The sequence below is a fragment of the Streptomyces sp. TN58 genome, from assembly GCF_001941845.1.
GTDB lineage: Bacteria > Actinomycetota > Actinomycetes > Streptomycetales > Streptomycetaceae > Streptomyces.
Genome location: NZ_CP018870.1, coordinates 2,019,154 through 2,033,437, shown reverse-complemented (window position 1 = coordinate 2,033,437; position 14,284 = coordinate 2,019,154). Strand labels below are relative to the sequence as shown.

Annotated in this window: 12 protein-coding genes; 4 read left to right on the top strand and 8 right to left on the bottom strand. The window is 73.7% G+C overall.

The genetic code is table 11. The features are described 5' to 3' along the window. Positions 1–28 precede the first annotated feature (28 nt). Positions 29–889 carry a hypothetical protein gene (locus BSL84_RS09215; RefSeq protein WP_075970149.1) on the top strand — a complete coding sequence of 287 codons (861 nt, stop codon included), beginning with the start codon at positions 29–31 and terminating at the stop codon, positions 887–889. Positions 890–941: 52 nt separating this feature from the next. On the opposite strand, the gene BSL84_RS09210 is transcribed toward BSL84_RS09215, so the two are convergent. From BSL84_RS09210 to BSL84_RS09190, 5 genes are all read right to left on the bottom strand, one after another. Beyond that, positions 942–2,360, bottom strand: a complete 1,419-nt coding sequence (locus tag BSL84_RS09210; protein WP_075970148.1) for a phytoene desaturase family protein — start codon at positions 2,358–2,360, stop codon at positions 942–944. Positions 2,361–2,396: 36 nt separating this feature from the next. After that, positions 2,397–3,023 (bottom strand): DUF4126 domain-containing protein, encoded by a 627-nt coding sequence (locus BSL84_RS09205; protein WP_030031786.1) that lies wholly within the window; start codon positions 3,021–3,023, stop codon positions 2,397–2,399. 110 nt (positions 3,024–3,133) lie between these two features. Then, positions 3,134–3,535 carry a DUF3040 domain-containing protein gene (locus tag BSL84_RS09200; RefSeq protein WP_030663992.1) on the bottom strand — a complete coding sequence of 134 codons (402 nt, stop codon included), beginning with the start codon at positions 3,533–3,535 and terminating at the stop codon, positions 3,134–3,136. 292 nt (positions 3,536–3,827) lie between these two features. Then, positions 3,828–4,586: a class I SAM-dependent methyltransferase gene (locus BSL84_RS09195; protein ID WP_045323417.1), complete on the bottom strand. Its 759-nt coding sequence runs from the start codon at positions 4,584–4,586 to the stop codon at positions 3,828–3,830. Positions 4,587–4,659: 73 nt separating this feature from the next. Beyond that, on the bottom strand, positions 4,660–5,142 hold the full coding sequence (locus BSL84_RS09190) for an SAV_6107 family HEPN domain-containing protein (protein ID WP_045323418.1): 483 nt from the start codon (positions 5,140–5,142) through the stop codon (positions 4,660–4,662). Between the two features lie 178 nt (positions 5,143–5,320). Between BSL84_RS09190 and BSL84_RS09185 the strand changes: the two genes are divergently transcribed. The 3 genes from BSL84_RS09185 to BSL84_RS09175 are packed head-to-tail and all read left to right on the top strand — an operon-like array spanning position 5,321 to position 8,947. After that, complete coding sequence (locus BSL84_RS09185; protein WP_075970147.1) at positions 5,321–6,220, top strand: ATP-binding cassette domain-containing protein; 900 nt, start codon at positions 5,321–5,323, stop codon at positions 6,218–6,220. Continuing rightward, the gene (locus BSL84_RS09180; protein ID WP_030036848.1) at positions 6,192–8,285 is read left to right on the top strand and encodes a YhgE/Pip family protein; all 2,094 of its coding nucleotides are present in this window, start codon (positions 6,192–6,194) and stop codon (positions 8,283–8,285) included. The genes BSL84_RS09185 and BSL84_RS09180 overlap by 29 nt, the downstream gene beginning before the upstream one ends. Positions 8,286–8,314: 29 nt before the next feature. Then, positions 8,315–8,947: a TetR/AcrR family transcriptional regulator gene (locus tag BSL84_RS09175; protein ID WP_075970146.1), complete on the top strand. Its 633-nt coding sequence runs from the start codon at positions 8,315–8,317 to the stop codon at positions 8,945–8,947. A 502-nt stretch (positions 8,948–9,449) separates the two neighbouring features. On the opposite strand, the gene BSL84_RS09170 is transcribed toward BSL84_RS09175, so the two are convergent. Genes BSL84_RS09170 through BSL84_RS09160 form a run of 3 tightly spaced genes read right to left on the bottom strand, consistent with a single transcriptional unit; the run spans position 9,450 to position 14,232 of the window. Beyond that, positions 9,450–11,861, bottom strand: coding sequence for a transglutaminaseTgpA domain-containing protein (locus BSL84_RS09170; protein ID WP_075970145.1), 2,412 nt, complete (start codon positions 11,859–11,861; stop codon positions 9,450–9,452). Then, positions 11,858–13,222: a DUF58 domain-containing protein gene (locus BSL84_RS09165; RefSeq protein WP_045323423.1), complete on the bottom strand. Its 1,365-nt coding sequence runs from the start codon at positions 13,220–13,222 to the stop codon at positions 11,858–11,860. The genes BSL84_RS09170 and BSL84_RS09165 overlap by 4 nt, the downstream gene beginning before the upstream one ends. Beyond that, positions 13,222–14,232, bottom strand: a complete 1,011-nt coding sequence (locus BSL84_RS09160; RefSeq protein WP_030031212.1) for an AAA family ATPase — start codon at positions 14,230–14,232, stop codon at positions 13,222–13,224. The genes BSL84_RS09165 and BSL84_RS09160 overlap by 1 nt, the downstream gene beginning before the upstream one ends. Positions 14,233–14,284: the final 52 nt, after the last annotated feature.

The following is a 14,284-nucleotide window of genomic DNA, read 5'->3' as shown; positions in this document are numbered from 1 at the left end:
GTGACGGCCGTACCGAGAGGGGCCTTGCATGGGTATGACGGTCCTCTACATCGCGTTCGGAATCGTCGCGTTGTGGCTGCTTGCCGAGGTACTGATGCAGTACAAGGCCCGGCTCCGCTGGCGCCTGCTCGCCTTCGCCGGCTTCGCCGGCGTGGTCGCCGGGGTGATACTGCCCTCGGTGCCGGTCATCGGCGCCGGTGCCGCCGCGTTCGCCGTGGGCCAGACCCTGGTGACGCTCTCCTTCCGCAAGGGCTTCGTCGCCGGCTGGGCGCTGCGCCGCGGCGGGGAGCCCGTACGGCAGGCCAGGCGCCGCAGGGGAGGTACCGCGGCGCCGGAACCGGCACTCCAGGTCACCGCCCTGGAGTACGGCGACGGGGACGGGACCCCGGACGAGCGTCCGCGGCGGGCCGAGGCCGAAGAGGTCTACAGCCCGGAGCCGGTTCCCGAGGACACGGGCTCCTACGGGATACAGAGCTTCTCGACGCCCGCCCCCGAGGTCGGCCAGACGGCGGCCTTCGCCTCCCCGTTCACCACCGCCGAGCAGGACGCCCACCAGTACGCGGCGTACTACGACCAGCACGGCCAGGGCGGCTACGACTACTCCGGCGGCTACCAGGCGGGCGAACAGCAGGTCTACGCCGCCTACTCCGACCCGTACATCGGCACCGGCGGAGGCGTCGTACCGACCCAGCCGTACGACTACACCCCGTACGCCGACTACGGGCAGCAGCAGTACTCCACCGACACCCCGCCCGGCGGCGTCTGGGTCCCACAGCAGAGATCCACCGACGGGGCCGGCCAGCACTACCCGGCCGACGGGCAGGGCGGGCAGCCGCCGCAGCAGTACCCGTACCCCCAGCAGGGGGAGTACGGGCAGTACCGCTACTGAGCCTGCCGGCGCCGAAACCGCCGCCGGCCCCGCAGCGGGGCCGGCCGCAGGGTCACCGGGAGCCGCGGAAGTCCGCGCCCTCCACGATCAGCCCGGCCACCAGGGCCCCGGTCATCCCGGCGTGCGCGAGCCCGCCGCCGGGATGGGCCCAGCCGCCCGCCAGATACAGCCCCGGCACGGCCGTGGAGTTGGCCGGGTACAGCAGCCGGCCCCCCGCACCCGCGAGGGCGGGCGGGGGCACCGCGCCGCCCACCGCACCGGTGGCCGCCTCCACATCGGCCGGAGTGCGCACCTCCTGCCACAACAGCCGCTCCCGCAGGCCCTGTACGGCCTTCTCCGCGAGGTTCAGCAGCTCCCCGGGCTCCGAGGTCCCCGGACCGTGCACGGCGCTCACGGTGACCGCCTCGTGCTCCGGGTCGGGCCGCGTGCCGGGATCGTCCGGCCGCATGACGGTGACCTGCGCCCCGGCGGAGTGCACGAGGGTGCGGTGGACGGTCCCCGCCGGGCGGGCCCCGCGCAGGGCGAGCAGCAGCGTGATCCGGCCGGGCACGCCGTCGCCGCGGGCCGGCACGGCCTCGGCGGGCCACGGCAGCGAAGCGGCCGGCAGCCGCCGCGGGTCGATGCCGCAGACGACGTGGTCGGCGGCCGCCTCGGTGCCGTCGGCCAGCAGCAGGCCGGCCGCCCGGCCGTCCCGGACCAGGACCTCGCGCACCTCCGTCCCGAAGACGAAGGCGACCTTCCGCTCCAGGCAGCGCTCGTGGACGGCGGTGGCCAGCGCCCGCATCCCGCCGCGCACGTACCAGCTGCCGAAGGTCTGCTCCATGTACGGCAGCACGGCCGCCGAGGCGGGCGCCGTGGCAGGGTCGACCCCGTAGCCGCGGACCACCCCGGTCAGCACCTCCGCCAGGGGGCCGCCCAGCTCCCGCCCGGCCATCTCGGCGAGGGTCGGCGTACGGCGGCGGAACAGGCCGCTGCGCCGCAGGGCCGGGTACGGATCGCCGCCCAGCGCCTGCCGGGCCCCCTCGCGCAGGGGCTCCTCCAGCAGCGGGCGCCGGGTGGGGTCCCAGGCGTCCCGGGCGCGGCCCAGCACGCCGTTCCACCGCTCGCCGGAGCCCTGGCCGAACGCGGCGTCCAGGGCGGCGGCCACCCCGCCGTGCGAGGCGCCGGGCAGGGTGGCGTCGATGCCGTGGGCGGGCAGGACGTGCCGGACGGCCGGGTCGGCCTGCGTCATCTCGACGCAGTCCTCCAGCGGCCGCCTGCCGGTCTTCACGAAGAGGTCGCGGTAGACGGCCGGCAGGTGCAGCAGCCCGGGTCCGGTGTCGAAGGCGAAACCGTCCCGCTCGTACCGGCCGACGGCCCCGCCGTAGGTCGCGCCCCGCTCGTACACCGTCACCCGGTGTCCCGCCACTGCCAGCCGGGCCGCCGTCGCCATCGCGCCCATGCCGGCGCCGATCACCGCAATTCGTGCCATGCGGGCGAGCCTATGGCCCCGACCGGACGCCCCCGGTCAGCGGGGTGGGGCGCCGGCCACCTCACGGGCCTCGGTGGCCAGCCGCTTCTCCTCGCGGCGCTGGGCGCGCCGGCGCAGGAAGCGGCGGATCCGGCTCCAGAGGAAGAAGAGTATGGCCAGTCCGACGACCAGCAGGGAGCCCGCGATGGCGGCGGCGGCGACCGGGTAGAAGATCGCGAAGGTGACGAGGCCCGCCACGCCCAGGTCCTCGGCGATGCTCATCGCCACGTTGCTGAACGGCTCGGGCGAGGTGTTGATCGCCATCCGGGTGCCGGCCTTCACGAAATGGCTGGCCAGCGCCGTGGTGCCGCCGACCGCCCCGGCGGTGATGTCGGAGAGCGAGCCGCTCTGGCCGGCCAGCAGGGCACCGATCACCGCACCCGTCACGGGACGGATCACCGTGTGGACGGTGTCCCATATCGAGTCGACGTACGGGATCTTGTCGGCGACCGCCTCGCAGAGGAACAGCACGGCGGCGACGATCAGCACGTCCGTGCGCTGGAGCGAGGCGGGGACCTCGTCGGTCAGGCCGGTACGGCCGAAGATGCCGAGCAGGAGGACCACGGCGTATGCGTTGATCCCACTGGCCCAGCCGCTGGTGAAGACCAGGGGGAGCACACTCATCGGATCATCATGCCGTACGGGGGCCGCCGCGGGCCGCAGGGTGGCGCACAACAGTGAGGGGACGGCCACCGCGCGGCGGCGGCCGTCCCCTCACTCATGCAGTCCGGGGGCTACTGCCCCTGCTCGTCACGGCGGCGCTGCCACCGGTCCTCGATGCGGTTCATCATCGACCGACGCTGCCGGTTGTGGCCGCGGGCCGAACCGCCGGTACTTCCGGAGACGGGCTGCTCGCCGGGCTTGGGTGCCTTGCGCCAACCGGTGACCACCAGGACCGTGCAGCCCAGCATGACGAGGAAGCCCACCACGCTGATCCAGAGCACGTTCGGAATGATCACACCGGTCATGAGGAGCGCGATACCCACCACAATGCCTGCGACTGCCTGGTAGACCCGTCGCCGGGTGTACGTACGCAGTCCGCTTCCCTCAAGCGCTGTCGCGAACTTGGGGTCTTCGGCGTACAGCGCTCGCTCCATCTGCTCGAGCATTCGCTGCTCGTGCTCCGAGAGCGGCACGGGAGTCCTCCTCATCCGTCGGTCGCGGGGGTGGCGACCAGGGGTCCCCTTCAGGATAGGCGGGGAATCGCCCCCGTGACACCCGCCCTCTACGTACGTTGCAAATTGACAAAGCACAGAAAGAAACAGCCGGTGAAGCCACTGCGCGAAACCGTACCGCCGTGGGAGCGGTCACTGAGGCCGTTATTCCCCAATGGCCCGATCGCCATGCCGGTCGCTGCTCCCGATCATACGGGGCCGACCGGCGAAGCGGAGGGTCGGCGGCAGACTCCGTGCGCGCAAGAGCTGCAGTTCAGACCTGCTTCTCGCCCAGGACGTGCAGTTGCGTGGCCACCGCGTGGAAGGCGGGCAGCTCCGCCGCCGCCTCCTCCAGGCGCAGCAGCGCCTCCACCGCACCCGGCTCGGTGTCCACCAGGACGCCCGGCACGAGGTCGGCGAAGATCCGTACCCCGTGCACCGCGCCGACCGCCAGGCCGGCCCCGCCGACCAGCTCGGACAGCTGCTCGGCGGTGAAGCGGCGCGGTACCGGATCGCCGGAGCCCCAGCGGCCCGCCGGGTCGGCGAGAGCGGTACGTGCCTCCGTGAAGTGCCCGGCCAGCGCACGGGCCAGCACGGCCCCGCCGAGGCCGGCGGCCAGCAGGCTGAGCGTGCCGCCGGGGCGCAGCGCGGCCACCGCGTTGGCCACGCCGTCGGCCGGGTCGTCCACGTACTCCAGGACGCCGTGGCAGAGCACCACGTCGTAGGCGCCCCGCTCCACCACGTCCAACAGGCCCTGGGCGTCGCCCTGGACACCGCGCACCAGGTCGGCGACACCGGCCTCGGCCACCCGGCGCTCCAGCCCGAACAGCGCGTTCGGGCTGGGATCCACCACGGTGACCCGGTGGCCCAGGTGGGCCACCGGCACGGCGAACTTGCCGGTGCCGCCGCCGGTGTCGAGCACGTCCAGCACGTCCCGTCCGGTCGCCTTCACCCGGCGGTCGAGCGCCTCCTTGAGGACCTCCCACACCACGGCGGTGCGGAGGGAGGCACGGGGGCGGGAAGTGTCCGACACGGCTGATGGCTCCTCGGCGCGGTAAGGGTGAGCGGTCAGTGCCCCACCCTATTGCCTTCCGCAGCCGGGCAGCTCATCCCGCGTCCGGACGCTCCGGCCGCGGCTGGGGCAGGGTCTGGGCGGGGACCCGTACGGCGAGCATCCGCTCCACCAGGCGCAGGAACATCGAGGCGGCCCGCACCAGGTCGTCCGCGTCCCGGGCGCTCGCCGCGTCCGGTATCCCCGCCTCCGCCCGGGCCCGGCGGGCGGCGCCGGAGGCGAAGAGCGCGCTCCACTCGGCGAGCTCCGGCGCCAGCTCCGGCAGCACCTCCCAGGCGCTGCGGATCCGCGGCCGACGCCGCGGGGAGACCGGCTCGGGGCGTCCGCGCGCGGCGAGCACGGCCGCGGCGGTGCGCAGCGCGGAGAGGTGGGCCGTCGCGTAGCGCTCGTTGGGCCGGGTCAGCCGGGCGGCCTCGGCCAGGCCGCCGCGTGCCTTGGCGAGGAGGTCGAGGGCGGCCGGAGGGGCCGCCGACTTCCGTAGGACGGGGTGGACAGGGGACGGGGACGGTGTGGCCATGACGAACCTCCTGTCGATGCGTCGTGCGTTGCCCCCATCGTGACGGGCCCCACTGACAATCGCCCTGACCTGCACCTTTTCCGTCAAATGCAGAGCAACTGCCCCCTGCTGCACGCCTGGTGCGCATGAGGATGATAGTTTTTGAACTGACCGGTCAGTTCAAAAGGAGGGGGTTGGCGTGGACAGCCCGCACGGCGCGGCCGTCAAGGCCGAGGACTTCGGACTCAAGGGACCGCGCGGCTGGGCCTTCAGGGGAATCGGCCTCGACGCGGCCCCCGGCTCGCTCGTCGCGGTCGAAGGCCCCTCCGGCAGCGGCCGGACCTGCCTGCTCCTTGCCCTCACCGGGCGGATGAAACCCACCGAGGGCCACGCCGAGATCGGCCGTCACCGGCTGCCGAAGAAGATGGCCGCGGTCCGCCGGATCGCCGCCCTCGGCCCGGTCCCCGGGGTCAACGACCTCGACCAGTCCCTCACCGTCGCGGAGCAGCTGCGCGAGGGCGCCCTGCTCCAGCGCCACTACGGCGCCCCGATCCGCTCCCTGCTGCGGCCCCGCGCCGAGCGCCGCGCCGCCGCCTCCGCCCGGATCGAGGCCGCCCTCGACGCCGCCGGACTGGACCTCGCCACGCTGCCCAAGGCGGAGCGCACCAGCGTCCGGGACCTGGAACGCCTGGAAGCCGTACGGCTGTCGGTGGCCATCGCCCTGCTCGGCACCCCGCAGCTGCTCGCCCTCGACGACCTCGACATCAAGCTCTCCGACACCGAGCGCACCGAGGTGTGGGCCCTGCTGCGCTCGATCGCCGCCCGCGGGACCACGGTCCTCGCGGTGTGCAGCGAGGCTCCCGCCGACGCCGTGGTCGTGCGGACCGGCCCCCGGGCGGACGGCGGCGCGCCGGAGAAGGACGCCGAGAAGGATGCGGAGGCCGCGGAGGCCGGCGAGGCCGCCGGCGCCGAAGAGGGCACCGGCACCGACGCCGCGAACGACATCGAGAACGACATCGAGAACGACAGCGACACCGAGAACGACACCGACGACACGAAGGGGGCGGACGATGCGCTCGCCGAAGCTGGCCGCGCTTGAGCTGAAGCGGTTCGGGCGGGGGAAGCTGCCCCGGGCCGCCCTCGTCGCACTGCTCCTGCTGCCACTGCTCTACGGAGCCCTCTACCTCTGGTCCTTCTGGGACCCCTACAGCCGCCTCGACAAGGTGCCCGTCGCCCTCGTCAACTCCGACCGGGGCGCGACCGTCGACGGCAAGCACCTGGACGCGGGGGGCGAGATCACCAGGAAGCTCCGCGACAGCAAGACCTTCGACTGGCGGGAGGTGAGCGCCGAGAAGGCGGCCGAGGGCCTGGAAGACGGCACGTACTACCTGACCCTGACCATGCCCGCCGACTTCAGCGAGAAGATCGCCTCCAGCTCCGGCGAGGACCCCACCACCGGGGCGCTCCAGGTCCGCACCAACGACGCCAACAACTACGTCGTCGGCTCCATCTCCCGCAGCGTCTTCTCCGAGGTCCGCTCGGCGGCGTCCGCCAACGCCTCCCGCGGCTTCCTCGACAAGATTTTCGTCAGCTTCTCCGACCTGCACGACAAGACCGCCGAGGCCGCCGACGGCGCCGACAAGCTCAAGGACGGCGCCGGCAAGGCCCAGGAGGGCGCCAAGGAGCTCGCCGACGGCCTCGACACCGCCGGGAAGAAGAGCGGCGAGCTCGCCGCCGGCCTGAAGAAGCTCAACTCGGGCGCCGCCAAGCTGGAGACCGGCACGCGGGACGTCGCGAACGGCACCCAGCTCGTCGCCGACAAGGTCAACGGCGCGGCCGACAAGGCCCGGCCCTTCGTCAAGGACCCCAAGAGCCTCGCGGCCGCCGCCGAGCTGGTCGCCGACAGCGCCAAGGTGGTCAACAACCACCTCGACAAGTTCGCCGAGAAGGCCCCGGCCGCCGCGGCCGCCGCCAAGCGGGCCTCCACCGGAGCCGACGCCTACTACACCAAGCACTGCGTCACCCCCGGCGGCGCGCCGCACCTCGCCTCGTGCCCCGACCTGAAGAAGGTCAGGGACGACACGGCGGAAGCCGCCGAACTCAGCGGTGACGTCAGCGCCCTGGTCAAGAACGCCAACGGTGACGTCTCCAAGCTCCGCACCCAGCTGACCGACCTGGAGAAGAAGGCCCGCGACCTCGCCGACAAGGCGCCCCACCTCGCCGCCGACCTCGACGCGGCCGTCGCCAAGGTCAACGCCCTCAACACCGGCGCCCACAAGGTCGCCACCGGCATGGCCGAACTGCACACCGGCCTCGGCACCGCCACCACCGGCTCCGGCGCCCTCAGCGAAGGCGTCGGCAAGCTCGGCGACGGCGCCCACCGCCTCGACGGCGGCATGTACAAGCTCGTCGACGGCACCGGCGAACTCGCCGGCGGCCTCCACGAGGGCGCGGGCAAGATCCCCGACTACGACCAGCAGCAGCGGGACGCCCGCACCGAGGTCATGGCCGACCCGATCAAGCTCGCCAACCAGTCCCTGCACAAGGCGCCCAACTACGGCACCGGCTTCGCGCCCTACTTCATTCCGCTGTCCCTCTGGGTCGGCGCCATGGTCGCCTACATGCTGATCACCCCGATGAACAAGCGGGCCCTGTCCTCCGGCGCCTCCCCCTGGCGGATCGCCCTCGCCGGCTGGCTGCCCGTCATGGGGATCGGCGCCGCCCAGGTCACCCTGCTGATGTCCGTCCTGCACTGGGCCCCGGACCTCGGCCTCAAGATGGCCAACCCGGCCCTCACCATCGGCTTCCTGCTGCTGGTCACCGGCTGCTTCGCGGCGATCATCCAGTGGCTCAACGCCAAGTTCGGAGCGGCCGGGCGGATCCTCGTCCTCGCCGTCCTGATGCTCCAGCTGACCTCGGCCGGCGGCACCTACCCCGTCCAGACCAGCCCGGACTTCTTCAACGCCGTCCACCCCTACCTGCCGATGTCCTACGTCGTGGAGAGCCTGCGCCGCCTCATCACCGGCGGCGACCTCACCCCGGTCTGGCAGGGCAGCGCGGTCCTGCTGGCCTTCACGGTCGGAGCCCTCGCCCTGACCGCGCTCGCCGCCCGCGGCAAGCAGGTGTGGACCATGGACCGACTCCACCCGGAACTGAGCCTGTAGGGATGTGCCGACCTGTGACAATCAGCGCCATGGACAGCAGCAGTACCACTACCGGTACCGGCGGGGGCCGGCGCCAGGCCACCCGGCAGAAGCTCTACGAAGCGGCCGTCACCCTGATCGCCGAGAAGGGCTTCTCCGCGACCACCGTCGACGAGATCGCCGAGCGGGCGGGCGTGGCGAAGGGCACCGTCTACTACAACTTCGCGAGCAAGAACGAGCTGTTCGAGGAGCTCCTGCGGCACGGCGTCGGGCTGCTGACGGCGTCGCTGCGGACGGCGGCCGAGGAGACCGAGGCGCGCGGCGGCACCCGCGTCGAGGCGCTCGACGCGATGATCCGGGCGGGCCTCGTCTTCATCGACCGCTACCCCGCCTTCACCCAGCTGTACGTCGCCGAACTGTGGCGCACCAACCGCACCTGGCAGTCCACCCTGATGGTGGTCCGCCAGGAGGCCGTCACCGTCGTGGAGAAGGTGCTGCGCGAGGGAGTCGAGCGGGGGGAACTCAGCTCCGAGATCGACGTGCCGCTCACCGCGGCCGCGATGGTCGGCATGGTGCTCGTGGCCGCCCTGGACTGGCAGTCCTTCCAGCGGGAGCGGTCCCTCGACGACGTGCACTCGGCGCTGTCGCTGCTGCTGCGGGGCCGAGTCAGCGGCAACCGCTGAAACACGCGGCACCCCCCCAGTCGGCGGTGCCGCGCGGCCGCGCCGGGCCGTACAACTGGTGGGGCCCGCCGCGGCCGCTGAGTACCCGTACCTAGGCGCGGAAATGAGTACCCACGCGGATGGGCTCCCACCTGCGCGGACGCCAGACTGGGAGCAACGGACAGGAGGCCCGGTCCGCACCGCCGACACGGGGCTGCGGAGCGGACCGGGTACCTCCTTCCGGAACCGGGACGAAGTACGGACGACGTACGGGGGACCCGGTCGGAAAAGCGCGGACGCGGCGGGGCCCGGGGGGATCGGGCCTCGCCGCGTTCTCGCGTCCGCGGGATCGGCGGGTCTTCGCTGCCGGTGCGGCGCCGTGGCGGGGGCGCTGCCTCCGCACCCCCGCGCCTCAAACGCCGGCGGGGCTGAAAAGAGCGGGGCTCCGACCCGGGCCCCGCGCCTCAAACGTCGGCGGGGCTGGATGGGGCGGCGGGGCTGGGTGGGGGCGGCGGGGCTGGAATCAGCCGCGGTCTCGGAGGGGGAGGCGGAGGCGGAGGGCTGTGAGGCGGGACGAGACCGTCGAGGCCAGGGCCGACCAGCGGGACGAGACCGCCCACGCGACCCGGGCCGCCGAACGCGGCAGCAGCAGGGCCCGCAGCCGCGGCAGGCGGTCCGCCGCAGCCAGCAGGCCCGCCTGGGCCTCCCGTACGTCGTCGGCCAGGCCCGCGTACGAGACCTCCGCACCCGGCGGCGCGTACAGGGCCCGCTCCACCGCGCCCGCCACCCGGTGCACCGCCGCGGCGGCGTCCGGCTCCAGGCGGCCCAGATCGGCGATACGGCTCGCCGCCCGGCGCGGGGACAGCGCCTCGTCGGGAACCACGCCCACGTCCCAGGCGGCGTCGCCCAGCTCCTGCCAGGCCGCCAGAACCTCCCCGGTGCCCAGCCGCCGCGCCCGCAGCCGGGTGCGCCACAGCAGCGGGAGCAGCGGCAGGCCCAGCACCGCGAGCACCAGCGCCGCCCATCCCAGAACCGTCGTCACGGACGGCCCGCCGTCGCCGGCCGCGCTCTGCTGCGGCGCCGTCGGCCCGCACTCGCCGAGCCGCTTCAGCGCCGGCGGGCACTCCACGGACGCCGACGGCGCCGGAGCCGGCTGCACCGCGCCCTGCGAGGGAAGCGGCGCCGGCGCCGACGGCTGGGCCGCCGGAGCCTGCGCGCGGGAGTAGTCCGGGACGTTGAGGCCGGACCGGGGCGTCGGCTCGAACCGGGTCCAGCCCACACCCTGGAAGTACAGCTCGGGCCAGGCGTGGGCGTCCCGCATCGACACGTTCACGACGCCGTCCGACTGCTTCTCGCCGGGCGTGAAGCCCACCGCGACACGCGCCGGGATGCCCAGCGTGCGGGACATGGCCGCCATCGAGAACGCGAAGTGGATGCAGAATCCCTCCTTGTCGGCGAGGAACCGGGCCACGGCCTGCGGACCCGTCCCCGAGGCGGTCTGCGTGTCGTAGCGGAACCCGCCGCTCACGGCGAAGAAGTCCTGCAGCTTCACCGCACGCGTGTAGTCGTCCTTCGCCCCCTGCGTCACCTGGCGGGCCGTCTCGGCGACCACCGCCGGCAGGTTGTCCGGGACCTTCGTGTACTCCTCCCGGACCGCCGGGTCCGGCGCCGGGGCCTTCTGCAGCTGCTGCGCGGTCGGGTTCAGCAGCAGGCTGCGCACCTTGTACTCCGCGCCCTGGACCGTCTGGTACTTGTCCCTGCCCAGCTGGTCGCCGACCAGGGTCCGCCCGACCGGCTCGAAGCGCCACTTGCCGCGGATGTCCACCGCCGTCGCCGGATACGGCATGGGCAGGTAGCGCTGGCTGTAGCCGTCCGACGCCGTGATGTTCGTGGTCACCTCGGTCGCGCCGAGGCGGACCTGGTCACCGAGGCCCGGAGGCACGGGCATCTGCTGCGGCACGTCGGTCAGCGCCCGCCCCGACGCCTCCCACTTGACGCCGTTGAACTCGTCCAGCGCCAGGATGCGCAGGTACTGCTCGCTCTGCTGCGGGTTGTCCGTGCGGTACCGCAGGATCACCCGGTTGTCCTGTGCGTTCAGGTTGCTCTGCAGGGAGACCAGCGGGTTGACCGCCGAGATCGTGCCGCCGGACCCGCCGCTGCCCTCGCCGTCCGCGGTACCGCCGAGCAGCCCGTCGTCCAGGGCGGGCAGCGCCGCCGGCACCACCAGGGCCAGGCCCAGCGCCATGGCGCCGATCCGCCGGCCGAACCGCACCGGGGCCGTGGCCCGGCCGCCGCCGGAGCTGATGCCGGAATCGGCCGCACCGCGTCCGCGCGGTGCCGCGCCGAAGACCCGCCCCCACTGCGCGAGCCGGTCACGGCCCTCGCAGAGCAGCAGCATCAGGTAACCGCAGCCCGCCATCAGGAAGGAGACCCAGGAGGCGTCCCCGCCGCCCGACAGGCCCGCCGCGACCGAGTACAGCGCGAGCAGCGGCAGCCCGGCCGCGGCGGCCGTGCGCGCCGTCACCGCCAGCAGGTCCACGAGCAGGCCGATCAGCAGCACCCCGGACACCAGCAGCAGCTGGATGCCGTCCGTCAGCGGTGCCGGTATCGCGAACTCGCCGACGTCGTGGACACCCTGCGCGAACAGCGAGCCGAAGTCCGTCACGAAGTACGCCAGCGGCCCGCTGCCGGTGGACTCGACCTTGCCGGCGAAGAGCAGCGCGAGCAGCAGCAGCGACACCAGCAGCTGCGCGGCCACCGTCAGCGACCGCGCCAGCGGCACCCGCCGGGCCCCCGCGCCCACCGCGCTCTGCACGGCCAGCAGCAGCGCGCCCTGCAACAGCCAGGCCTGCGACTCCACCAGCGGGCTCAGCGACCACGCGGTGAGCAGCGTCGCGAGCGCCGCGAACACCGTCAGTCTCGCCCGTCCGCTCATTCCCGGCCTCCGCTCGTTCCCGTACCGAAGCGCCCGGCCCCGGCCTGCCGCCAGAGCTCACCGAAGGCCTCCCCGGGCCTGGCGGCCAGCGCCGTCCAGCCCGCGTCGCGCAGTCTGCGCAGCCGCTCCTCCAGCGGGACGACATCGTGCCCGGGCGCGGGCTGTCCGCCCCAGGCCCGGGTGTCCAGTACGAAGGCCAGCGCGCCCGAGGTGCGCTGGCGCATCCTGGCCGCCATCTCGGTCTGCGCGTCGTCCAGGTCGCCGAAGAAGGCGACGAGGAGCCCGTCGCCGCCTTCGCCGAAGCCGCTGCCGCGCACCGCGTCGTAGGCGCGGGAGAGCCCGGCACCGTCGGAGTGCACGACCACGGCGAGGGTGTCCATCATCAGCCCGGCGGCCTCCGCGGACTCCTGCCCGCCGGCGGAGAACCCGCCGCCGCCCTCGCCGGGCACCGCGTCCCCGGTGTCGGTGAGCAGCCGTGTGGAGAAGCCCTGCTCCAGGACGTGCACCAGGCTGGAGGCGGCCGCGGAGACGGCCCATTCGAAGGCCGAGTCCGGGCCCGCGCCGTCGAAGGCGAGGCGGCGGGTGTCGAGCAGGACGGTGGCCCTGCTGCGCTGGGGCTGCTCCTCGCGGCGCACCATCAGCTCGCCGTAGCGGGCGGTGGAGCGCCAGTGGACGCGGCGCAGGTCGTCGCCGCGCCGGTAGCCGCGCGGGATCACGTCGTCGTCGCCGGCCAGGGCCAGGGACCGGCGGCTGCCGTCGCCGTAACCGTTGGCCTCACCGGTCAGCCGGACCGGCGGGAGGGGTTCGGTGCGCGGTATCACCGTGAGGGTGTCGTAGGTGCTGAAGGAGCGGGTCAGCTCGACCAGCCCGAAGGGGTCGGTCAGCCGCAGCTGGAGCGGGCCCAGCGGGTAGCGGCCGCGCAGGTCGGAGCGGACCCGGTAGGACACCTCCCGGCGGCCGCCGGGCTCGACCCGGTCCAGGACGAACCGCGGGCGCGGGCCCAGTACGTAGGGCACCCGGTCCTGGAGCATCAGCAGTCCGGTGGGCAGCCGCGAGACGTTGTCCATGCGCAGCTGCACCCGCGCCTCGGCGCCCGCGGGCACCCGCCCCGGGGTCAGCCGGCGGCTGCCGGAGACCCGGTAGCGGGTGCGGTGCAGGGCGTAGACGCAGATCAGCGGCAGGAGGGCGAGCAGCATGCCGACGCGCAGCAGTGCGCCCTGGCCGAGGACGTAGGCGCACGCGGCCGCGGCGATCCCGGCGGCCACGAACGAGCGGCCGCGGGTGGTCAGCCCGGACAGCGAGGCGCGCAGTCCGCCGCCCTCTCCCGGGCCGCCGGCGCCGCGCGGGGCACCGGCGCCCATCAGAAGCTCCGGGCGGCGGCGCCGGGCGGCATCTCGCCGCGGAGGTGCGCGGCCGGGACGGGAGTGCGCTGCAGGATCTCGCCGACGACCTGCTCGGAGGTGCGCCGGTTCAGCTGGGCCTGTGCCGTGGGCAGCAGCCGGTGCGCGAGGACCGGCGCGGCCAGCGACTGGACGTCGTCGGGCAGCACGTAGTCCCGGCCGGCGAGCGCGGCGGAGGCCTTCACGGCGCGCAGCAGGTGCAGGGTGGCCCGGGGGGAGGCGCCGAGCCGCAGGTCGGGGTGGCTGCGGGTGGCGGAGACCAGGTCGACGACGTAGCGCCGGACGGGCTCGGCGACGTAGACCTCGCGCACGGCCTCTATGAGCTTGACGATGTCGTGGGCGTGCGCGACGGACTGGAAGTCGTCGAGCGGACTGACCCCGCCGTGCACGTCGAGCATCTGGAGCTCTGCCTCGGGGCTGGGGTAGCCGACGGAGACGCGGGCCATGAAGCGGTCGCGCTGCGCCTCGGGCAGCGGGTAGGTGCCCTCCATCTCCACCGGGTTCTGGGTGGCGACGACCATGAAGGGGCTCGGCAGCGCGTAGGTGGTGCCGTCGATGGTGACCTGGCGTTCCTCCATCGACTCCAGCAGCGCCGACTGGGTCTTCGGGGAGGCCCGGTTGATCTCGTCGCCGATGACGATCTGCGCGAAGATCGCGCCCGGCTTGAACTCGAACTCGCGGCGCTGCTGGTCGTAGATGCTGACGCCCGTGATGTCGGAGGGCAGCAGGTCCGGCGTGAACTGGATGCGCTGCACCGAGCAGTCGATGGACTTGGCCAGCGTCTTCGCGAGCATCGTCTTGCCGACACCGGGCACGTCCTCGATGAGGAGGTGCCCCTCGGCGAGGAGCACGGTCAGCGCGAGGCGGACGACCTCGGGCTTGCCCTCGATCACGCTCTCGACCGACCGGCGGACCCGCTCCGCCGTGCTGGTCAGATCCGCGAGGCTCGCTCGGTCGTCATACGTCGTCACCTGGTTCTCCTCGGCCCATCTCCCAGGGCCGACGCCCTTGGCGCATGACCGG

Bases quoted from the DNA above. Each gene is read 5' to 3' on its own strand.
- BSL84_RS09215 (WP_075970149.1), top strand. From the start codon at position 29: ATGGGTATGACGGTCCTCTACATCGCGTTCGGAATCGTCGCGTTGTGG.
- BSL84_RS09210 (WP_075970148.1), bottom strand. From the start codon at position 2,360: ATGGCACGAATTGCGGTGATCGGCGCCGGCATGGGCGCGATGGCGACG.
- BSL84_RS09205 (WP_030031786.1), bottom strand. From the start codon at position 3,023: ATGAGTGTGCTCCCCCTGGTCTTCACCAGCGGCTGGGCCAGTGGGATC.
- BSL84_RS09190 (WP_045323418.1), bottom strand. From the start codon at position 5,142: ATGGCCACACCGTCCCCGTCCCCTGTCCACCCCGTCCTACGGAAGTCG.
- BSL84_RS09180 (WP_030036848.1), top strand. From the start codon at position 6,192: ATGCGCTCGCCGAAGCTGGCCGCGCTTGAGCTGAAGCGGTTCGGGCGG.
- BSL84_RS09175 (WP_075970146.1), top strand. From the start codon at position 8,315: ATGGACAGCAGCAGTACCACTACCGGTACCGGCGGGGGCCGGCGCCAG.
- BSL84_RS09170 (WP_075970145.1), bottom strand. From the start codon at position 11,861: ATGAGCGGACGGGCGAGACTGACGGTGTTCGCGGCGCTCGCGACGCTG.
- BSL84_RS09165 (WP_045323423.1), bottom strand. From the start codon at position 13,222: ATGGGCGCCGGTGCCCCGCGCGGCGCCGGCGGCCCGGGAGAGGGCGGC.